18 protein-coding genes and 3 pseudogenes are annotated in these 21357 nt (G+C 44.4%); 11 read left to right on the forward strand and 10 right to left on the reverse strand.

The features are described 5' to 3' along the window. Positions 1-110 (forward strand): annotated as a pseudogene (locus J1784_RS26510) (IS630 family transposase); the annotation flags it as partial. 13 nt (positions 111-123) lie between these two features. On the opposite strand, the gene J1784_RS16975 reads toward J1784_RS26510, so the two are convergent. From J1784_RS16975 to J1784_RS17000, 6 genes and pseudogenes are all read right to left on the reverse strand, one after another. After that, positions 124-3936 (reverse strand): nSTAND3 domain-containing NTPase, encoded by a 3813-nt coding sequence (locus tag J1784_RS16975; RefSeq protein WP_217150209.1) that lies wholly within the window; start codon positions 3934-3936, stop codon positions 124-126. 266 nt (positions 3937-4202) lie between these two features. After that, positions 4203-4364, reverse strand: a pseudogene (locus tag J1784_RS16980) (transposase); the annotation flags it as partial. Between the two features lie 310 nt (positions 4365-4674). Beyond that, positions 4675-5448 (reverse strand): DUF4145 domain-containing protein, encoded by a 774-nt coding sequence (locus J1784_RS16985; RefSeq protein WP_217150210.1) that lies wholly within the window; start codon positions 5446-5448, stop codon positions 4675-4677. A 32-nt stretch (positions 5449-5480) separates the two neighbouring features. Further along, positions 5481-6503 carry a DUF3307 domain-containing protein gene (locus tag J1784_RS16990; protein ID WP_217150211.1) on the reverse strand — a complete coding sequence of 341 codons (1023 nt, stop codon included), beginning with the start codon at positions 6501-6503 and terminating at the stop codon, positions 5481-5483. Next, positions 6504-7160, reverse strand: coding sequence for a hypothetical protein (locus J1784_RS16995; protein WP_217150212.1), 657 nt, complete (start codon positions 7158-7160; stop codon positions 6504-6506). An 860-nt stretch (positions 7161-8020) separates the two neighbouring features. Further along, positions 8021-8911, reverse strand: coding sequence for a LysR substrate-binding domain-containing protein (locus tag J1784_RS17000; RefSeq protein WP_217150213.1), 891 nt, complete (start codon positions 8909-8911; stop codon positions 8021-8023). Between the two features lie 163 nt (positions 8912-9074). On the opposite strand from J1784_RS17000, the gene J1784_RS17005 reads away from it, so the two are divergent. Then, positions 9075-9617, forward strand: coding sequence for a sugar ABC transporter (locus J1784_RS17005; protein WP_217150214.1), 543 nt, complete (start codon positions 9075-9077; stop codon positions 9615-9617). 333 nt (positions 9618-9950) lie between these two features. Next, the gene (locus tag J1784_RS17010) at positions 9951-10796 is read left to right on the forward strand and encodes an MBL fold metallo-hydrolase (RefSeq protein ID WP_217150215.1); all 846 of its coding nucleotides are present in this window, start codon (positions 9951-9953) and stop codon (positions 10794-10796) included. Positions 10797-11268: 472 nt separating this feature from the next. Here the strand turns inward: J1784_RS17010 and J1784_RS17015 are convergent, their stop codons facing one another. The 3 genes from J1784_RS17015 to gcvA all read right to left on the reverse strand — a co-directional run bounded on the left by J1784_RS17015 (position 11269) and on the right by gcvA (position 13988). Further along, positions 11269-12159, reverse strand: coding sequence for an oxidoreductase (locus J1784_RS17015; protein WP_217150216.1), 891 nt, complete (start codon positions 12157-12159; stop codon positions 11269-11271). A gap of 20 nt (positions 12160-12179) precedes the next feature. Further along, positions 12180-13007, reverse strand: coding sequence for a DMT family transporter (locus J1784_RS17020; RefSeq protein ID WP_217150217.1), 828 nt, complete (start codon positions 13005-13007; stop codon positions 12180-12182). A 75-nt stretch (positions 13008-13082) separates the two neighbouring features. Further along, entirely contained in the window at positions 13083-13988 is a 906-nt protein-coding gene (gene gcvA, locus J1784_RS17025) for a transcriptional regulator GcvA (protein ID WP_217150218.1), read from the reverse strand. Positions 13989-14334: 346 nt separating this feature from the next. Between gcvA and J1784_RS17030 the strand changes: the two genes are divergently transcribed. Then, a complete protein-coding gene (locus J1784_RS17030; RefSeq protein ID WP_195817669.1) occupies positions 14335-14487 on the forward strand; it encodes a hypothetical protein in 153 nt (50 codons plus the stop codon). A gap of 608 nt (positions 14488-15095) precedes the next feature. Beyond that, the gene (locus J1784_RS17035; protein ID WP_217150219.1) at positions 15096-16019 is read left to right on the forward strand and encodes an endonuclease domain-containing protein; all 924 of its coding nucleotides are present in this window, start codon (positions 15096-15098) and stop codon (positions 16017-16019) included. A 171-nt stretch (positions 16020-16190) separates the two neighbouring features. Here the strand turns inward: J1784_RS17035 and J1784_RS17040 are convergent, their stop codons facing one another. Further along, on the reverse strand, positions 16191-16559 hold the full coding sequence (locus tag J1784_RS17040; protein WP_217150220.1) for a hypothetical protein: 369 nt from the start codon (positions 16557-16559) through the stop codon (positions 16191-16193). A 160-nt stretch (positions 16560-16719) separates the two neighbouring features. On the opposite strand from J1784_RS17040, the gene J1784_RS17045 reads away from it, so the two are divergent. The 6 genes and pseudogenes from J1784_RS17045 to J1784_RS26650 all read left to right on the forward strand — a co-directional run bounded on the left by J1784_RS17045 (position 16720) and on the right by J1784_RS26650 (position 21269). Beyond that, positions 16720-17244, forward strand: a complete 525-nt coding sequence (locus J1784_RS17045) for a hypothetical protein (RefSeq protein WP_217150221.1) — start codon at positions 16720-16722, stop codon at positions 17242-17244. A gap of 99 nt (positions 17245-17343) precedes the next feature. Further along, a complete protein-coding gene (locus tag J1784_RS17050) occupies positions 17344-18582 on the forward strand; it encodes an ankyrin repeat domain-containing protein (RefSeq protein ID WP_217150222.1) in 1239 nt (412 codons plus the stop codon). Between the two features lie 571 nt (positions 18583-19153). Then, a complete protein-coding gene (locus J1784_RS17055; protein ID WP_217150223.1) occupies positions 19154-20035 on the forward strand; it encodes an ankyrin repeat domain-containing protein in 882 nt (293 codons plus the stop codon). Between the two features lie 268 nt (positions 20036-20303). Continuing rightward, positions 20304-20564: pseudogene (locus J1784_RS17060) on the forward strand (helix-turn-helix domain-containing protein); the annotation flags it as partial. Positions 20565-20624: 60 nt separating this feature from the next. After that, positions 20625-21101 carry an ATP-binding cassette domain-containing protein gene (locus J1784_RS26515; RefSeq protein ID WP_420803979.1) on the forward strand — a complete coding sequence of 159 codons (477 nt, stop codon included), beginning with the start codon at positions 20625-20627 and terminating at the stop codon, positions 21099-21101. A gap of 42 nt (positions 21102-21143) precedes the next feature. Next, positions 21144-21269 carry a hypothetical protein gene (locus J1784_RS26650; RefSeq protein ID WP_274387336.1) on the forward strand — a complete coding sequence of 42 codons (126 nt, stop codon included), beginning with the start codon at positions 21144-21146 and terminating at the stop codon, positions 21267-21269. Positions 21270-21357 lie beyond the last annotated feature (88 nt).

Consider the following 21357-nt stretch of genomic DNA (forward strand, 5'->3'; position numbering starts at 1 on the left):
ATCATCGCTGCCGGACAATGTGGCAGTTACTGAAAAATGTCAGACAGTTTATGAAATCAGCTTCACCTTTCCCCGGCAGTCAACACGGGTTAACAAAAGTGGAGCGGTAATAGGCGCAGCTATTTAGTACTGCCAGTCATTCAAATCAGGAAGGGGGAAAGAAGGTTCAAGGCGTTTATAATTAAACAGGTTGCTCCTTGCCTCATTCCAGACCCGAATGACCTCCTTCGACGCATGCATCTTCCTTAATATGTCCATAATGTGATCATAGGTTTTATGGTGTACCGGGGGCGATTTGGCCATTCGGTCATTAATGTTTGCAATGAATATAGACAACATACTTTCACTCAGAATAATTTCATTATCCTTTTCCTCACATAATTCACCTTTCAGGAAATTGTGGGGGTACACGTAGTAAAATGTATCGGGGGATTGTTCTAGAAACAAATTGATAAATTTTTGCGGAATGAAATTTTCTATTTCTTGAATATTAAAGTCATTAAAGACGCGATTCGCAAACTTAGCAAATTTTGGCAGCCAATTATTACAGGCGATATCTTCATCAGCATGTTTAAACAACATCTCCCACACAAGAGGCATATATTCTGGATTGGAGTCAACATAAGAGTAAAAAAGATAGTCGAAAATTTTCTGCAATCGCTTCTCATCTGCGGCGTTGATAACCTCGCATAGCAGCTTCTCTTTATCCTTAAAGAATGTCACAACATAATCAAAAGCCATAGGGGCAATAGGACTCAACTCATCCATAACAAGCATCTTTATCAATGCGTTCTGGAGCAATGAGTTAATATGATAAATGTTGGATGGTGTAGAATGAGTTGCGATCAATGCAATGGCTTCAAATAATGCAGGGTCAAGAGATTTCATTGATTCGATTGAAAGCGCGCTATCTTCATATCCGGGCAAAATGATTTCTATAAGCTCTCGGGGGATGTGTGAAATTATAAGAACGGACGCCAGTATCCATCGATGGTCCGGGCTTGCTTTAATTATCACTGCACTTACTGCTGCTCGTTCAGAAGGAGTCAATTCTGGCCAGGCACAAACAAGATCTTGTATAACTCTCATCCTGTCGCAAGTGCTGCGTAGTGCTAACAGGCGCTCAATCAAAGAAAGCCTTTGTGATTGTAGCGATTCAGGTATTTCAATATCCAGAAGAGCGTTTGTTGCATTTAGAGCATGGCCATCCCTGTAAATCGTCTGTATTTCAAGAAATTTAACCCAGCTTGTCAGTATGTCCATCATTTCAAAAGGTGTGATTTCTTTCTGAGCTTCTTCAACAACATGAGCGAGACGTGAAAAACTTAAATGCACATTTGCATTCAAAGAGGAAAGTGTGATGGAGAATAACCGGGAAAAAACCTGCCAAGGGGGAGCATCTCCTGTAGCATGCTCCCGTTCAAATATCACCAGCAATTGCATCATAACATTTGCCTGAGCCGGTTGCGATGCGAAGCGCTCAAGTGCATTCAGGACGTAATGTTGCCTTTCTTCGGAGTAGAGATGCCATCCTTTCATGGCCGACTGGAAGACAGAATCTGCAACTACCGGATTTGTTTCATTGAATATTCGTTCAAGAATTTCACAATCATTTTCACGGTTAACTCGCATCCAAAGTTTTGCCGCCATTGCCCTAATAAAGCTCTCATTTACACTCAGCAACTTAGCCATGAGTTTATGATCGAGTCTCTCCCGCGACGTCTCAAGATGATGAACAATGTCATAAGCGTCTTTGGAAGTTAAGGTGACATTAAAATCTGACGCAATTTCATTCAGAAGAGTTTCAACGTGTTGCTTGTCATATTCATGTACCCACCTCGTATTAATGATACGTTCACCGTTCATTGGGTACCACGGTTGTCCATTTTCCCACTGAAGAACTGTATGGCTGTATGTATTAACTTTTAGAGTCCAGGATGGTAACTGTTCCTGTATATTAGAACTTAAGGTTGAAGTTTGCTGAATTAGAAAATCAAAGCAGATATCGCGTACGGAAGGATAGCTTGAATCCAGCCCATTAATTGCCAATTGAATGATTAAGTTTTTATTGGAAGCTACGTTAGTTTGTTCGTATATCCAGAAAAGGTTACTTGCGCTTGCTCTGGCGGTTGATGGAGAAAGGCAGAAAATACCTTTGCGTAACGATCGTTCAATATTTATAAATTCGCGTCTCCCGGTTTCCCCTAAGAGTGATTCAGCGGCAGCTCGATAAAATGGATGTGTGAAATTCGTTCTTTCCAAGTCATCAATCTGGAGAATGTGTCTTTTCTCCAAGCGATCAAGATTATCACCATCACTTGAGGCTAACTCAGGTTCGGGATTGTAATCAGGGAAGGGAAGGACTTGATCTTTTTCGCGACTCCCTAACGAGTAGCCTAATGAATTACCAGATAGTCCATAGGATCCTTCACTCTCATCATTTAAAACCCAGGCTAACTCACGATCGCTGATGCTCTCTAAATGGCTTGTGGATAACGCCAAACCAAGTAAAAGACGTTTATACCCTTCAGCCACTAGCCCATTAGCAAGATCTCTGGATTCTTTCCGTGCAAACCGAATAATTTTTTCAGGAGAGGCGAGCGTTTCGAGTCTGGAGTATGTCATCGCAAGATAACTCAGGCATCCAGGTTCAATATTAAGGCGGCCCTGACTGATGTATCCGGCTATTGTCTGATAAACTTCGGAAGGGATGTGGCTTTCATACTGTGCCCAGCATTTAAGCAAAAAGGAATCAGGCGTATCACTTAAATCATTCCAGTGATGTCCTGAAAGAAGAAGGTCTGAAAGGTCAATTACATCATTGAGTTCATACAGACGGTCCTGCCCCTGCGCGATAATCACTTTTCTGCCCGTGCGGGCACTGTCGACGACTCGATTGAGCAACATCCATTTTTCATGCGGTTTGTTAGTTGCATGCGCACCGCCCAGTGGATCATCGATCAAGACAAGCCGATGGCTGCTCACAGGGTCCAGTAAAAAACGCTCAGCCACATCTGCATCTTGTGTTCGTAAAACTCGATATCCTTCTCTTTGGTAAGAAGCAGCAATCCACCTAGCCACACTGCTTTTACCCACCCGGGGCTTGCCTGAAAGCAGCAGAACATGTTGATTTTTAAGTATGTCGAGAAAGTTATCCTCATCCCCACGTAAGGAATATTCTCTGGGCATGACGGACTCAACTGGGTTCTCCTGCAGCTTGGCAACAAATTCTGGCATGATATTTTCTTGAGATGCCCGCCCGGCCTTAATTACGGACCGAAGGCCATTAATCTGCGCATCAAACAAATCATCTGGAACCAAAAAATGCTTTCGCAGGATTTGCCTGCAAGCTTCACTCAGATCTGCATCTGTGGTTCCATCAATGATAATGAGCCGTTTAAATGCCGCGATAAGAGATTTTTTTTCAATACCCGTTATGTAGTCAGTGAGATATTTTTTTCGACCAGACTCAAGATTAGTCTCTTTCAACGTTCCAGCATGGTGCTGTATTGCATCAATCACTAATTCGGCATCCAGATGCGTGAAATAAACGGCACTATGTTCTTCGCCACGCCAGTGTCCTCTCGGTATAAACTTCTGCAGAGAATCATTCGCGCGCCCCGACATGACCATTACGGCAAAGCGATGGGGATCGCTAACCAAGCGCTCTAGGAAGAAGTGGGTGGACTCGTAGGCCGGAAAATGGCTGAGACATTCAGCCAAAAGGGGGAGACCGAAATGCTCTTCTGAACCCTTTACCTGAATCTCGTAAACAATTCGCGTACCGTCGATGTCTGCGGAAATTTCCGCATCTTCAGCCCCTTTGCCTTCAACTATAAGGCTTGCCTGCCCAGATTTATAAAAGTCCAGAGCAAGCTTTATACAAACCAAGTCCTGGAAATCGTATTTTGCCGGCCCAACGGTAGCAATAGACATCATTAAGTCCCGTTAAAATATGCACGTTCCTGAATTGAACTGTCATGCTTGTCACATATTCAATGCGTTCTCAAACAAACAGATTTCTCCAGATCATTACCTATGAATCATACCTGAGTGTTGTACCAGTTTTCATTGGCGCGTTCATAAAAAATGGTTGGCTTGGGTGGGCAATAGTCTAAGCCTGTTAGAGAAAGGAATCGCAATGCGCGGATGGATTGACCTGCCCACAGTATTAGGTACAACCGTCAGTTAGTGATGTCGGTTTGTTTAACCTCGGGCACCTCCATACCGCCATACTTCTTACGGCAGGTGTAAAAGGTGGTGTCGGAAATGGCGTTCTTACGGCAGAGCTCACGGGCAGAAACCCCGGCTTCAGCTTCGCGGAGGATACTGATGATCTGTTCGTCGGAAAAACGCTTCTTCATGGGATGTCCTCATGTGTCTTTTGAAGGCAATACTAACACCACGGTGTATTAATCAACGGGGAGCAGGTCAGATCCTGCAATATTGGCATTACATCAATTCTCTTTATTATGACCGTTATTGCTTCAGGAAGAGAAACTACCACTGTGTTTATTAGATTTTTTTAGCGTAAATGATGATGTAACTGCAAATTGAGGGGGGTGCCGGCGCAAAGTCTCCTTTGATTTTATCATGGTTGAGGAAGCGTAATTTTACCGTCCCACCCAATAAATACGAACGCTTAAATACAAATCGGAGAGATCCTAAAGGAAATTATGATTCGTCTTTTTTCTGAGATTTGTCCTGCAAGTCAGGAAGCGCAATAGTTGATGCATTAACCTTTTTAACTGATTTCTTCTTACTAGCTATTTTCCCGGTTATTTTCATAATACTTTTATCACGTAAAATAGATCGGCGTATAAAGTCTTCTGTGATAGTTAATAGTGATTTGAACTCGCTTTTATTCGGTGACCAGGCACGGTGTGCAGCAGCGCTTCCTGCTTCCGTAACGATAATTAACTGACTCTTCTCAATTTCTCCTATGAACCCGTCTTCCGCGAGTTTTTCAACTTTTTTTCCGAGTGGCAGGGTAGGCAATATATTCAGAACCTCAGATGTACGATCAAACGCCGTTCTTAAACCAATTGAAGCCAAAATATAAGATTTATTATAATAAGCCTGATACATTTCATTAAGAATAAGGTAGAGCTGATGATCTATATCTGCAATATCATCAACCCACTGTGGTCGATGTTCAAGTGACCCTGGATACGTATCTAATCTGTAATTGGCTGAAACTACTGTTTTTCCTTCATCATCATATTCATATTCATATTCATAATCAAAATCTTCGCTATGCCATGATTTTGATTGATAAAAAACAGTATCGCATCCCTTGCATTGCAGCAGGCGATATTCTGTTCCCCAGTGAGCAGAATACCCCCCTCGTCCACTGCTCCACCTTCTATCAGTCTCTCCGATAATTATGCAGTTTCTTTCTCCATTACATTCTTGACACTTTGCTCGAAAACAATCTTTTTCTATCATTCGCCCTCCTGATTCTTTCTTTTAAAACACATTTATACAAACGGATTAATAAGACTATCGATAAACTTCGTCAAATCGCCAGGTGAAATGTAATGCTTAACCACAAGTGAGACCAAAAAGGTCATAAACAAGCTGACAAAGGTACCAAGCATAATGTACTCGGAACGATGACTATCATTATCATCCTTCAAATCATTGAATCTAAACGCTGTTTTTATTGCCATCATGGCTGCAATTGCTGTAAACTGCCCGAACATAAAAAAAGTAAATATCATCACGCGCTCTACATACCCTATCCATTGCCCCCCTTTATTTGATGTAAACGCTTCTTTAGATTCTATGCTTATATCAACATTTGGTATTTCACTTACAATAATCTCTGCGCGGTCCTTGTAGTCTGTATACACTTTCTTTACAGCGGCTGGTGCACATGATGTATCGTCCATAAGCGCATTAAGCTTTACTTTAAGATTCTCTTCTAACATTTTTGAAATATGGCTTTTAGTTACTTTGATATGTGTTATTTTTGTTTCAGCCATTGCCATGTTGAGGAATTTTTCAACAAACAATGATACTGGCCTTAGGAGGATGAGTAAACCACACATTATTGTAATAATGCTGGTCATTCCTTTTATGTGCTCATTTTTGATGGGTGTGAATTTCAATAACTCGAATTTATATATAATGCTCACAATTATCAATATCGTTGACAAGTGAATTACTTGATCTGCCATGAAGAGGTGTAGATCTTTATTAGCGAACTTTTTCTTTGTAAGTTCTTTCAAAACGTCCGTTATCAGATGGATAACTGCATAAATCGCACCCAGGCACAGTACAGGAATTGAAAAATGACAGAAATTACCACCCATTAAGTAAAACCAAACAAATAATCCGAGACAAAAAGCTAAAAAGTGTTCGCAAACATGTGTAATATGACCCCAAGCGGCCTTTTTCCTACCGTATTTTCCTGATTTATTTTCAACCATAATAGTACTTTGAGTATAAAAATCAGCGATGAGATGCGCCAATAGCAAAATAAGTGCAAGATAGAACATTTAAATTATTCCTGTGATGTATTTCCGACAATTCAGTAATGATTCAATTACCTTGTCTGTTCCTGAACGCTCAATAATTTTGTGTATGTTCTGTCGTGTTTTTTGTGTTTTCTTAACCAGTTCCGGTGGGTTAACCTCCATCACGTCTAGAGCTTCCCTGAGAATCTCGGCCTGGGGCTTAGAGAGCATCGATATGGTGTGATCCAGCAGGCTGGTTATAGAGGAAATCGGAAGCATAAAATTTCTTTGCGTTGAATTAAACACCATTTTTTTTGATTTATGCATTGATTCAAGATTTTTACCTGAAAGTACATATGCCTGTTCATATGCGCTTTCATTGTGCTGAGAGTATCTGTTGAGCATTTCGATTGATAATGAAAGTCTGGCATCCAGATTTTCGGACTCGTGAACATCTGTCTGAGAAATCAGGTACGTTCGGATGTACGCAGCTACCTCAAGAATGGATTGAGGAGATTCCATCGTAATCTGGAAGGAGTCACCACGAAAGAATTCAGTTTTTGAAATGCCGTACCAGTCGTGACGGGAAACTTCACTTAGGAGCGTATTTGCCAACTCTCTGTACGTAATACCACGCTCTTTACCGTCACTTGAGTTAACCAAGTCGCCAGTAATAACACCTATGTATCTGTTTTCCATAGCATTTACCTTAATGCCTTAAGTGCTCTTTCATTTATCATGATGATAAATAATTCTTGACACGATACTACTTATTGATAATTTTTTGTCAACCAAATTGATTGACATTAGCTTTTGTCAATCAATTTGGTTGACGCCACTATAAGCTAACAGCGGTTTTACAACGATAATTTGATATAAAACAGGTATAAAAGGAATGGAGTCCCGCTGAAACTAGCTACGTTTTGCCACAAGGTTAAATGCTAGGTCTTTCTGACCTTAGCAATAGCTCTGCGGTGCTAGTCTGCAATTCGCTTTGAACAAATTTCCTTTCGTCGTAAGGCTGCGGCCGATTTTGATGTCCGTATCTGTATTAGACGCTCCCTGATGGATGCAGACGGGCTGAAACCACCTTCCTATGACGTATGGCTCTTGCCGTACTCACGGCAGATATACTCTGACAACTCAATTACGGAATGACCATGTGTACGTAATACCGCGTTCTTTACCGTCACTTGAGCTAAACAAGTCGCCAGTAATAACGCCTATATACCTGTTTTACATAGCATTTAACTTAATGCCTCAAGTACTCTTTCATTTATCATTATGATAAATAATTCTTGACACGTTACGACTTACTCAGGATTTATTGTCAACCAAATTGATTGACATTGACGCTTGTCAATCAAATTGATTGACGTCAATATAAGCTAACAGGCGGTTTTACAACGATGATTTGATTTAAAAACAGGTATAAAAAGGAATGGAGTCCTTTGAAACTAGCTACGTTTTGCCACAAGGTTAAATGCTAGGTCTTTCTCACCTTAGCAATAGCTCTGCGATGATTGTCTGCACCTGGCACAGAGCGGACTATCTCTATGTCAATTTACGGGTAACGATTCAGCCTGCAACCAGCGCTCAAAATTTTGCAATGCAGTTTCATTGATTCCTGTTTCAACCGGTTTTACCAAACAAAATGTTTTGCTCAGTTGTTCTGATTGCGGCCAGGGTGCCACAAGCGATCCTCTGTTTAGCTCTTTTTCGACGTAGATGCGCGGCACCATCGCCACGCCTTGACCCGCCAGTACTGCAGCTATCGCCATTTCATGAAGGTCATAACGGACACCTTGCGCCGGGTTATCAAGGACTATCCCACTTTGCTCGGCATAATGCAGCCAGGCTTCTGGGTTCTGCCGCCGGTGAATACGGGGGAGCGTATTTAGCTGTCCAACGATGTTGTTTCCGGTTAACAGGTCGGGATGGCACACCGGCACCAGCCTCTCCTCAAAGAGGAGCTGCATGCACATGCCTGCCCAGGCCGGGTGCTCAAAATGAATCACCGCGTCAAAGCCACTCCCGGTGAGAATGAAGGGATCGGTTCTGGCCGCGATATTCAATGTGATGTCCGGGTATAAGGATTGGAAGCCGCTAAGGCGGGGGATAAGCCAGCGGCTGCAAAACGTTGGCAGTACAGCAATTTCCAGACTTCTACTGCCTTCAGGCATTCCCATCACATATTGAGTATCCCGCGCGAGCCGTTCGAGCATTTCTCGTACGTGATGGGCGTAGTGTGTCCCCACCGTATTGAGCTTTACCCGGGTTCCCGTCCGGTCAAACAATTTGCACTCAAGCAGAGACTCCAGCCGGGCAATCTGGCGGCTGATAGCGCCTTCCGTCAGTGATAATTCTGCCGCAGCCCGCGCAAAATTACCGTGCCTGGCAGCAGCTTCAAACGCCTGAAGTGAAGCACTGCTGGGAATTTTTCTGCGCATTAATATTGCCTTATTGAAAGGGTGATATCCGTTGTTAGTGACTAAATGTCACTAAAGGTTGAATTAATATCGATTTATTGCCGTAATTACAACATATAGCATGAGTAAAAGTCACTAAGGAGGGCCAGCCTGTCCCTTTGAATCTACAGGCGGAGGTGAGCCAATGTTCTACATCGTGGAGTGCAGCTATACCGATCCTGAAAGTGAGAAGGTGTGGAATGACTTTTACAGTCTGGAAAAGCTGCCCGCGCTGATCTCGGTCATTGGATTTAGTACTTCCCAGCGCTTTCAGTCCCTGACGCCAGGCTGCCCCGTATATCTCGCCATTCATACGGTGAAAGATGCGCAGGTGATAACCAGTAAGGAGTACAAGCTGAAAGGGGGCGGTAATTTTTCACGCTGGCAAAAGCACATCACTGATTGGCACCGTAACCTGTATGAGGGTGAAGGCATGGCACCCGCCGTATCCAGTGATGAATTCCTCCTGCTTAGCACTCACCCTTTGAGTGTTATTGAAGGGCAGGGATGTCGGGCACTCGAGATGCAAGCGTCAGGGTTGGACAGAACGCACGACCGACGTATTGCATACGTGATAAAGCGTGATACTGCAGCGCAAATAGCAGATGTGCCCGGCGTATACCTCTATAAGCCACTGACGGCGCAACTGACCAATTTGCCTAAAACCAGAAGGGACCGGAATTCATGACAACATGCCCAATCTGACGTTTTATTTATTTCAATAACTCGCGCGAAGGTTCACTGATGTAAGCGATTAATAAAGGGCTACAGAGCATGTTGCGCAAGGACTCTGCGTGCAGAATCGAAAAATGTTCGTGTCACCGGTGTGGAGATAAAGCCTGGATGTTGGGATCCGCTCTATGTCTAACACTTTTATCGTCAGATTACATGACGTACACCCGATGTCAGGAAGGACATTATGCGTGAGCTAGAACAGGCCATTCGAAATGCCTCGGATTTCACACCGCGTATATGTTTTGCAGCACCAAATCCATTTGCACGCAATTAACCCGAGGCAATTATGATCCATCCGTCTTTTTCAACCCATCAGATTGGGGATTATCTGGTGACAGCGCTCAGTGATGGCACGATGTCAGCCAGTCTGGATTTGCTGTCAGGCATCGAAACAGCTGAAGCCGCCGCTATTCAACACAACGCCCAGATCGCTGAATCGGGCACTATCCATATCAACGGTTATCTTATTCAGGGCAGAGGGCGGGTCATCTTGGTGGATGCCGGGGCGGGTGGGCTGAATCACGTAGGCGGGCAGCTCAAGGCGAATCTCGATGCAATAGGCATCAGGCCCGATGACGTAGACACCGTCTTACTGACGCACGGCCATCCCGATCATATTGGTGGTCTCTTGGATGCAGAAGGGCAACCTGTTTTTAAACAGGCTGAACTTCATCTTCACCCTCTTGAAGCACAATATTGGCAAGATGATGAGGTATTCAAGGTGGTGAATGAGCGCGGGCAGCGTAATTTTAATCTGGCCCGCCGGATGCTAGACGCGTATGCCCGGCAGGTGCGCCTGTTTGATGAGGGCGAGATATCGGAGGGTATTCTTCCCGTATGGTTGCCAGGACATACGCCAGGTCATACCGGATTTCGCATTACCTCCGGGGAGGAGTGCCTATTGATCTGGGGAGACATCGTCCATTTCCCGCATATCCAGTCAGCACGCCCGGAGGTGTCCATTGCTTTTGACTGCGACCCTCGCCAGGCCGAAGAAACACGGAAAAAAATCCTGGCCCAAGTGGCAAAAGAAAAACTTCTCATCGCAGGAATGCATTTAGACCGAGCGGGTTTTGCCCATGTGCTCAACGCGGGTCAGGGGTACTGTATTGTCTACCGAGAATATAAATGAGGATCCGCCTTTGATTGAACACCTGCCAGCCCCTCAATTGACCTCGTCTTGTCAACCATAAGAGTGAGAGATATCGAGCACACTCGGACAGGTTATTAAAGAGGAGGCAGCCCGCGATGCACGCAGAGGATACGAATTAGCAAAAAGAGGGCGGCTTGGCGATAAGAAAAATCCTCCAGAGACAAATCGCGTCTTATCGGATTGTGATGCTTTTTTTATTACGTTGAAGGAGACAGATTACCTACATTTCTGCAAAGATCTCTCTTGAATTGGTAGATAAAAATTCTCAAAAGGCGTTGGACTTCGTGTCTGTGGGTTTTCTCCAATGACACTTTTCTCTCCTTAGAGAGTCCTGCCGCGAGACGAATACACGAGATGACACGCCTCAGGTCCATAATAGCCTGGGTATTTAGGTCATAGCAGGTGATGGCACCATTCTTTGCCGTGTAAACCAGCCAAGAGGTTAATGGATTTACCCCGGGCCATCACTCCCCGCCGCCAGCAATGGTACCAGGATGTCACTAATAGGGGTTGGGATACCCTGTGAGTGTCCATATCGCTGAATGACGCCGTTGCGTATATCCCATTCCATCGGGCGGTTAGCCTGGCGGTCGGCAAGGATAGAGGTCCCTAAGTCCGCGGGCGCCCGCTGAAAACCCGCTATGATCTCTTGTGGAACATTATCATGAAGTACCGCACCCTGCGCACGCGCGACAGTCAGACATTCATGAAGATATGCCAGCGCCAGCTGCGTGATATCCCTGCGCGCGAACATTCCCGCGCGTCGATTTGCGAGCACCATCAGACCTGCAACCGCATTCTGCAGCAGTTTGCGCCAGGCAATCGAGAGGAAATCGTCGGCTAACTCAACCCCACAGCGGGTGCCGCTAAGTGCATCAGCCACACGTTGTGCCTGCGGCACATCCGGCAGCGTCAGACGCGGTTTGGCGCGTAGTCTGACCGACGCATCGGGCTCGCGTTGTGCCGGAAACCACACCACCGAGGGCAGCACGGTTGCCCCGCGGACATAGGGCGCCAGCAGGGTCTTCTGCTCCACGCCATTTTGCAGCGCACACACGACCGTATTTTCATTGCACAACGCGGCCAGCCAGTCGGCGCTGTCAGTCACCTGGGTAGTTTTGACCGCAATAAACACCAGGTCCATTGGATGTGTGACCGCAGAAGGGTTACTTAAGACCGGACCTGGCACCACGATCTTCCCCTCATCGTGGTGAAGGATTAAGTGCGCATGCGCGGTACGCCCGCATAGCAGGGGGGTGCGGTTAACTTCATGAAGCGCTGCGGCAATCGTTGTGCCGATCGCACCGGGACCAATGAGCGCAATGTTTGGGCGGTCAGACATAATGGGTTCTCCTGATTTGATTAACCTATCATCAGCTTGCCGGATGCAATCACCGTACACGCCAGCATTTTTCGCAGTGTGAGCTTTTCACCCAAAAACAAATAACCCAAAACGGCTGCAAACAAAACGCTGGTTTCGCGCAGCGCAGAGACAGCACCCATCGGTGCAGCCATCATGGCGTAAATAATCATGCCGTAAGCCAGCAGCGACACCAGTCCCCCGGCAGCCGTCATGACAATGCCGGGGCGCCAGCGCAGTAAACTTTTTGCGTCCCGCAGAGTGATGTAAAGGGCTGGCATCAATGCGCCCCATAACATTCTCATCCACACGGTGTAGGAATACGAATTGCCGGAGAGGCGCACACCTATCCCATCCACGACGCTATACGCGGCAATAAAAGCCCCGGTGGCGAGGGGGTAGGTGAGGCCCCGTGCCGCCAGCCTGCGGCCTCTTATGGCAAGGATCATAATACCGCCAGAAATTAACCCGATGCCCAGCAGGGTGTCTATGTCGACATTTTCCCCGGCAAATATCGCCGCTCCACAGGTCACCATCAGCGGCGAAGAGCCGCGTGCAATGGGATAAGCCTGACCCAGCTCCCCGGTTTGATAACTGCGTATCAGGCACAGGTTATAACCCACATGAAGCACACCCGATAACACCACGTACGTCACGCTCGCCACCGCGGGGAAGGGGAGAAACAGGGCAAAGACGGCGCAGCTAAGAGCGATGGCCATGCACATGATGGTCATCGACCAAAGCCGGTCAGCACCGCCACGTAATAAGGCATTCCAGCAGGCATGCAGAAGGGCGGCGAATAATGTCAGAAAAATAATGGGTGTGGACATGCCCTGATGTTAGTCAGCACTTGCCCGGATTTAAAGCGATGCTTTGTCATCCCTGCATGAGTCAATGCTCATGATTTAACGGTAGCTGAGTTGTGCCTGGTGAGATTCACTCAACAGCCAGCTGCGAAATTTCTGGATGTGTGGCCGCGTTTCAATGCCCGCTGGACAGACGAAGTAATAGGCCGCAGGTGAGGGGAACCGTATGTCAAAGAGGCGAATCAGGCTGCCATCGAGGAGCTCTTTCTCAACGTGGCCACTGCGTGCGAGCGCAATACCCTGACCCAGTAACGCGGCTTCAATCGTCATATTCGTGTCAGCGAAGCGCACGCTCTCATGGAGTACGTCGGTATTCAGACCCACCTGCTTAAACCATGCGTCCCATTTAGGCACCAGGTCGGCACCCTCACGCGTCAGCAGGGGGTAGCGCAACAATTCAGCAGGAACTCTCGGGATGCCAAAGCGTTTTAAAAGTGTCGGACTTGCAACCGGAAAGAGTTGTTCGCGAAACATAAAATCGGAATGCAGAGCGGGATAATTACCATGGCCGAATCGAATCGCTACCTCCGAATCTGCGCTTGTGAAGTTAATGGCGCTATCCGTGCTCTCAATCGTCACCAGGATCTCCGGATGCAGGCGTGCCAGACCCGGCAGGCGAGGTAACAACCACTTTAGCGCAAAAGAATAGGTCGTATTAACGAGCAACCGTACCCGCCCTTTTTGTTCACGCTGGTCGGCGAGCGTGGTTTCCAGTTTGCTAAAGAATTCGCGCACGAGGGGGGCAAGGGCTGTGCCGGCAGGTGTTAACCGCAAGGTTTTACCACGCTCAAAGAGCTGCAAGCCCCAAAGTTCCTCCAACTTTTTAAGCTGATGGCTGACCGCACTTTGCGTGATAAATAACTCTTCTGCAGCTGAGGTAAACGTAGCGTGCCGGGTGGCGACTTCAAAGGCGCGTAATGTGGCAGTCGGGGGGAGATCTCGCATAGTGCAGTTCCTGTTAATGAGCTAAAACTCATATCAGGTTAGGCTGAAGTTATTGTAAAAGATACGGTGAAAAACAGTCCAATAAAGCCATCATAAGAGTTGGCTGACTTTTATCGGCTACAATACGCGCGTAAAAAAACGCATCAGAATTTTTCTGCTGGCAAAACCCAACATTAAGTGAGGAGAAAAGGGCCGAGGCAAAGAAAAAATGGTAGCTAGCAGTTTCTTAAAAGGGGGAAGGGCGGTAGAACCCCTTCCCCCTTTAGTTACGTTTCACCGATTTACTTCATCAGGTGATCAATCAGTGCCGCAACCGCTGCTACCAGCTGAAGGACAAGGACGATGAATGTTAAGTTCATCCGTTTACTCCCAACAAGGGAGCGTGACTAACCGGAGCTTTGCTCTTGGATTGCCTATCGGCACCGGCAGACCGTTTGTTAGGACGTCTACACCACGCAACCAGAGCCTGAGCACCGACGGCACCACCCGTTGCGGCTAGGACTTAGTATTTGTGCTAAAGCTTAAGACCCTACACCGGCCTTTGGTCAAAGCACCTTCTGCGTGATGTAACCTAACGTGCTGGATTATATACCAACCTATTGTGAATGGGGCTTGGATTAAAGGTTTCTTGCAGGGTGATTGCAACCTGCAAGGGTTAGCTGTAAAATTAATCACGTTAGGACGTCTACACCACGTTCTGTCAGTGCGAAGGTCACCAACCTGAGTACCGGCAGGAAAACAAAACCCCACACGCTGGGGTTTTTTTTCGTCTAATATGACCCGCTTGCCGTTGAGCAGTATTTTCACTGCCGACTTCTTGTCCAAGGTTGGCAATCGATGGTCGATTGTCTAGACCCCAGGTTGATGCTATCAAACATTACATAGACTGGAACTTACCAACATCATTTGAAAAATCTTTGGTGACCTTATTTCTTTCACTTAATATAATCTGGCGTCTGATTTTTCTGAATAAGCTCTGCTGGCATTTCATTACCCTGTGCGAGAGGCAGATAATTTATTCATTGAACAAATGACGCTAAAAGCCCGGAAATCGGAGCGTTTGTTTCCATAAATGAATTATGATCCGCATAACAGCAGGGGTATTGTGTGCAGGCGAATAAAACTATCTGGCGCCGCGTCGGGTTCATCGTGGTTTTGCTGCCAGTCTGCTTCTTTTTTCCATTCATGTTATTGGTTATTGCCTGGTTGATCTGGACCCTCTATCAAGACCTGAAAACCCCCTCCATCATCCCTGTACCGCCGGCGCCTACCTGGCGTGATGCAAAAGCAGATGATAAAGACTGGCTAGTCAAGTTCTGCGCAGGGTGTGAGTCTCCTGCGGAAGAGCGGTTCCTTCTTGCCATGGTCAGAGCATTTGATCTCAAACCTGCCCGCGCTAAATTAGTCTCGCCCTCGCTGACATTGGAAATGCAGGTCAATGTTGGTCATTATCGCTTTGATTTTCTGGCAAATGGCCGGCAAGTGATTGAAATAGATGGTGCAGCCTGGCACTCATCCCCTGAACAAATCGAACGTGATCGGATCCGGGACGACTATTCTCTGGAACAGGGTTACAAAGTGCTGCGCATTCCCGCCAAACTGGTTTTCGATGCCCCAGACCAGGCCATCCACCGCGTGAAAACAGCTCTCGCCTTAACTCCGCATTTTACCCGCCCGGTGAAACCACCGTCCCTGGCGCCGAGAAAGAGCCTGTCTCGACATCTTAATGCGTTCGCTGAAGGCGTGGCGGCCCTTGATCGCCACGTTACGATAGCCAGTACGAAACATTCAACGATGGCGGATTTTAAATTAGCGATAAGCACAGAACAGATGTTACTTGAAGCACTGGTCTCAGAGGTTGAGCACGATATACGTATTGAAGCCATGCCTTTATTAGCCCGGAAAAATTACGAAGTGATTAAGGCCAAACTTGAAACGCAACAGGGTCGGGTAGGGAAGGCCTCCCGTCACGAGGTATATTGCTGGAAAGAGATAATAAAACCGCCCCCCGTTAATGATGCAGCAGTATAAATCAACAACCTTAACCTATTGATTTTAAATCAATATAAATTCTCTTATTAAATTCAAGCTACAAGTGAGCTACAAATTACAAAAGCGATATACATATCGCTTTTACATAGGTTTTATTAAATTATGAGTATGATATTCTCCATGGATTCAGAAAATATTTATCAAAAAATATCAAAGTCTTTTCTTGCTCTGTTTTATTTCACTTTTTAAATTTTCTGACATAACTGGAGAAAGAACGCTTTCTTCTTTTTTTGCAATTAAAGCCGGTATATTTATATTATCACAATCAAGATTATCTCCCCACCAATGCATGAATTTGTTCACTGCAGGTGTCATACCCTCTTTAATCTCATGATATTCATCATTAGTAAAAATAGAGGATATTAACTTCAAGTTATCAACTTCGATTTTCCTTACAACTATTATAAATATATCTTCTGTAGGAAACAAATCAGTTTCTTCCAAGGTAATATTTAAGTTATCAAGTATCTCACTCATAAGTATATTAACCTCATTGAATACTTTTTCATATTTACCCATTATGGCGCTCCTTTTATTTGCATTATTGCCAAACATTAGATAGCGGATATATTTTAAATGTCAAGTATCAAAACAATAAAAAATTTATAAATCCTTTCATTATTACAGACATGAAATACAAAATCTTAATGGAGGTATAATCTCATATGGATAGCCTCCTTTGGTTTTACACCCTGATTCAGATATCATATATAAATGCTTTTTTGCTCGTGATGCACACAATCGAAGCAGAAATTTCAGCACTTCGCCTGCACTACAGGAGAAGCTTTTAAAAACATTACAAGCGAAGCTTTCAGTATTTTTGAAAACACAACTGCTACATTATTTTTTCTTTATTATAACTGAAGCAAGGGCTAACCCTACGAAGCCGCTGCGCTTGCTTCTCCGGATTGCCCTTGCTTTTCTTCCCTTCGGTCAGAAAATGAAAGCAAGCCCAGAGCCACCGGCCTGTAATGCTGTTCATTCTTCTGATAAGCTTATAGAGTGCATGCTCTTCCGCAAGCAGTGTGGACTCATCATCGTAGCTTCCCAGACATTATTGCGTATATCAGGTTACCACCTGAGACTCATGCTTAATAACTATCGATTCGAATACCAACCCGTAGTCGATTCAGACACCATTTTTCCTTTATTACTCTATTTATCTTTATGCCTGACAGTTAACCCTCACATTAATATACAATAACATTTTATCATCTACACTATGAAATTAATTTCAAATAAATTTGAAAAGCAAAAAATCATTGATTATTGTTATTTTACATTATCAATAAGGAGATAAACTATGAACCAAAAATCACAAAGCAGCAATATCCAGAACCTCTTCAAAATAAAATCACCAGCCGAGCTCAAAAAACTTTTAAAGACAGGGGTAGACATAAACACGCTCAATTCCTCGAACCAGAATGCTTTGTTCGACTGCAGATCCCCTGAGCTTATGAAAGAAATGATCAACGCCGGAATAAATATTAATCATATTGATCCGTTCAACAAGAATGCGCTTTTTTATGCACACTGCCCAGAAACTATCATTCTACTGACTGAAAATGGGATTGATATCAACCATACAGACACGCTGGGCAGAAATGTCCTTTTTTACACCAATGACGCTGAATCAGTCCGATTACTGGTAAAAAATGGAATAAACATAAATCATACTGACCCTGAAGATAAAAATGCTCTTTTCTTTGCAGTCAGTGAACGCTCAGCCAGAGAACTAATCGACAACGGTATAGATATTAATCATAATGACTACATGGGAAGAAATGCACTTTTTTACGCCTGCGAGTCTGAGGTCACACGACTCCTGATTCAAAGAGGTATAAATGTTAATCACAGGGATATGTATAATAACAATGCCGTGCACATTACCAGCATTAACGCTGACTTACTGAATGATTATTTCGCCGCTGGCCTTGATCCTGACATACAGGACTACTACGGAAACAGCTTAATTTTTTACCCTTATAAAAAATCAATTACAGACATTTTAATCAACAATGGCTGCGATATAAACCGAGTTAATAATAATGGGGAAACCGTCTTTGAATACATACAGACCATGTTGTTCAGCAACTATCAACTTGACCAGTGTCTCAGCGTGCTTACGCCTTACATTCACCTTATTAAAGCCAGACCATTAATTTTTAATCGCCTTACTTATGGCTGCATTGAGCTGATTAAAATACTGGAAAGCCAGAATATCGATTACAAAATTAATGACCGTTGCGTTGTAAGATACGCTAACAAAGACATTAAAAATTTTATTACTGAAGCGCAGAAAATAATTGATATCAGCAATATTACTCTTTGCTCATGGTATGACACCCCACTGGTCAGCGTAAAAAACAAGGAAATCATTAAATGGTTTATAAGAAACAATGTAAAAGTAAACATTAATGACATTGAAGAACAGGACATACGTACTGAAATCCTTGCCTATCTTGCACTGAGGGAAAATAAAAATCTAAAAAACATTATCAAGGCGAACATAAAACATTCCGCCAGCAAAATAAGGCTGTGAGAATTATTTCCCATACGCAACTTTGCTCTACAAGAGGTACTTAAACAAAGACATTATGTGTACCGCACTCAATAGGGGCACTGTATAGCGTGATTTGCTGTCAGCAGCCCCCTTAACCGACTACTTCATAGTAAAAGTTTTATGAATGAAAATTCTGGTGCTCTGGCAGTAATAATAAATGCTTTAGTTATTTGCATCCGTGATTTATTGCAAACCTTAACAACAACCTTTCAATAAAGAGCGAAAAAACACGGCAACCATAGACTACACACTCCACTATCAACATTCTGGCTATGCAAGCAGGTATTATATCTATACCCCATACTTACCCCGTAAAACTTAGTAATTGTGTTATAAGAATACTCTCAAGGACTGCTATTATATTTATCCTGGTAAAAAAACACCATAACTGCTCTATGCTCTAAAGTGATCCTTATCATCACCCTGATGATTAATCATAGCCATTATAAATCCATACCGTACTTTATTATTAAAACAATTAAAAATAAATTTGAAAATTAAAAAATCATTGGTTATTGTTATTTTTAACATTAACCACAGGAGATAAACAATGAAAAATAAAATTAAAAAAATCAATGACAATCTATTCAATGCCAAATCCAAAAAAGATGTTATTCGATTATTAAAAATGGGAGTGGAAATCAACACCCTTAATGAGCATGGACAGAATGCATTGTTTCACTGTCGTACCCCTAAGGCTGCACAAGCTATGATTGATGCAGGAATAAACATTCACCATCTGGATAACCGGGCAGAAAATGCGTTATTCCATACCCATGATATAAAAATCATTGATCTCCTTATTAGGAATGGAATTAATATCAATCACAGAAATCAGTCTGGTCAGTTAGCCTTTCCGAACTTTTCCGTCACTCCAGAAGTAATGAAACTGCTGATCGAGTCAGGTCTGGATATCCATTCGTTCGATAATAATGGGCGTACACTCCTTTTCAACGTCTTGCTCGCTGACATTTATATTTTATTAATTGGATCAGGCTGTGATATAAACCACAGAGATCATAATGGCCAGACTGCTTTCGATTATCTTCAATCAAGCCAGTACGATCTCGCTCTGGCTTATTCAATTAATTTAAAGGACAGTTCCCCCGTCATTTTTAAACATTTGACATATACCAGTGTGGAACTAATGTTTGAACTGAATAAACAAGGAATAGATTTTAACATAGATAACCAATGCAGATTGTCGCTCGATGAAAGTGAGGCTACAGAAATCATTACATTAGCCCGAAAAATCACAGACCTCAGCCATGTAACATTTTGTCTTGGTTCCTCTGAATTACCTATTATAAAATATGCAAGTAAATCTTTCATAAAGTTCCTTATCGACTGTAATATAACAGTAGATACAGATTTACTGAAAGATCGGGCTCTTTACGATGAATTCATTCATTACAAAAAGATTAAACCCTGAGGTTTTATCGAAGCGTAACCCGGGTAGGACAGTCCCAAAAAAAACACTGTGCCTGCCTATCATAAAAACATAGTAATACATCATTAACCACCAATGGCTATACGAAAAAAAATGGTGTTTGCACTTAGCAACTATCTTAAATAAATTAAAAATAAATTTGAAGTTCTGAAAACACCATGTTCTTAGTATTAACAGAACAATAAATAATATATACCCGAGATCATTGAAGATGCTTGATTTTGTTAAAGATAGAGATCATGCTGTCCAAATGAAAATTACGCTGACAGCAGAACAAAAAATTGCCCTTGAGATGCAGCACCGCCAGAATCGCGATCGCCGTGTATGTGATCGTATTCTTTGCGTGTTGCTTTGCTCCGAAGGCTGGTCTCCTGTCATGATTGCCCAGTCCCAGCGCATTGATGAAACCACCGTTCGCCGCCATCTCAACGACTGGCTTTACGAAGAAAAGCTGAAGCCCGAAAATGGCGGCTCTCAGAGATACCTCAACGAAACACAAGTCCAGCAACTCAGAACCGGGTTAAGCCCGGAAATTCCGCCGAAACCGCACGCGGCAGAGCCATTTACCTCGCTGGCGCTGGAGAATATTCACTACCAGTATCAGGGAGAGGATGGGGAACGTACCTCCCTCGGCCCGCTGAGCCTGACTTTTACGCCCGGTGAGCGAGTCTTTATCGTTGGCGGCAACGGTAGCGGTAAAACCACGCTGGCAAACTTGCTGGTGGGGATCTTCCCCGCTGACAGCGGCCAACTGTGGCTGAATGGCAACCCCGTCGCGGCAGACGATCTGCAGCACTGGCGTCGGCACTTTTCAGTGATCTTCAGCGATTTCTTTCTGTTTGATGATGTCGCGTTCGTCACCGATCGAACACAGGAGCAGGTTGAGCATCTTCTAGACCTGCTCAAACTTAGCCATAAAGTCAGCTTTCACAACGGACGCTTCTCTACCGTCGCACTCTCTCAGGGGCAGCGCAAAAGACTGGCTCTGTTGCTGAGCTGGCTGGAGGACCGTCCGATCTATCTGTTTGATGAATGGGCCGCTGACTAGGATCCCGAGTTTAAGGCCGTTTTCTATCTCGAACTGCTGCCGATGCTGAAAGCCGAGGGGAAAACGGTGATCGCCATTACCCATGACGATCGCTATTTCCATCTGGCGGATCGGCTGATTAAGCTGGAGTCGGGCCAGATTGTCGAACACACTTCTCCGCCAGAGTGACAACGCTGCTCAGTTTTGGTTGCGGTCGCTGGTCCTGCTGGCAGAGCAATGTCACAGCGACCCGCATCCGGCGCGAAGCGTTTCAGTT

The sequence above is a fragment of the Rahnella ecdela genome, from assembly GCF_019049625.1.
Classification (GTDB): domain Bacteria; phylum Pseudomonadota; class Gammaproteobacteria; order Enterobacterales; family Enterobacteriaceae; genus Rahnella; species Rahnella ecdela.

Coding starts and splice junctions, on each gene's coding strand:
- J1784_RS16975 (WP_217150209.1), bottom strand. CDS start 3,936: ATGTCTATTGCTACCGTTGGGCCGGCAAAATACGATTTCCAGGACTTG.
- J1784_RS17015 (WP_217150216.1), bottom strand. CDS start 12,159: ATGTCTGACCGCCCAAACATTGCGCTCATTGGTCCCGGTGCGATCGGC.
- J1784_RS17000 (WP_217150213.1), bottom strand. CDS start 8,911: ATGCGCAGAAAAATTCCCAGCAGTGCTTCACTTCAGGCGTTTGAAGCT.
- J1784_RS17050 (WP_217150222.1), top strand. CDS start 17,344: ATGAACCAAAAATCACAAAGCAGCAATATCCAGAACCTCTTCAAAATA.
- J1784_RS17030 (WP_195817669.1), top strand. CDS start 14,335: ATGTTAAGTTCATCCGTTTACTCCCAACAAGGGAGCGTGACTAACCGG.
- gcvA (WP_217150218.1), bottom strand. CDS start 13,988: ATGCGAGATCTCCCCCCGACTGCCACATTACGCGCCTTTGAAGTCGCC.
- J1784_RS17010 (WP_217150215.1), top strand. CDS start 9,951: ATGATCCATCCGTCTTTTTCAACCCATCAGATTGGGGATTATCTGGTG.
- J1784_RS16990 (WP_217150211.1), bottom strand. CDS start 6,503: ATGTTCTATCTTGCACTTATTTTGCTATTGGCGCATCTCATCGCTGAT.
- J1784_RS17055 (WP_217150223.1), top strand. CDS start 19,154: ATGAAAAATAAAATTAAAAAAATCAATGACAATCTATTCAATGCCAAA.
- J1784_RS17005 (WP_217150214.1), top strand. CDS start 9,075: ATGTTCTACATCGTGGAGTGCAGCTATACCGATCCTGAAAGTGAGAAG.
- J1784_RS16995 (WP_217150212.1), bottom strand. CDS start 7,160: ATGGAAAACAGATACATAGGTGTTATTACTGGCGACTTGGTTAACTCA.
- J1784_RS17040 (WP_217150220.1), bottom strand. CDS start 16,559: ATGGGTAAATATGAAAAAGTATTCAATGAGGTTAATATACTTATGAGT.
- J1784_RS26650 (WP_274387336.1), top strand. CDS start 21,144: ATGCTGAAAGCCGAGGGGAAAACGGTGATCGCCATTACCCATGACGAT.
- J1784_RS16985 (WP_217150210.1), bottom strand. CDS start 5,448: ATGATAGAAAAAGATTGTTTTCGAGCAAAGTGTCAAGAATGTAATGGA.
- J1784_RS17020 (WP_217150217.1), bottom strand. CDS start 13,007: ATGTCCACACCCATTATTTTTCTGACATTATTCGCCGCCCTTCTGCAT.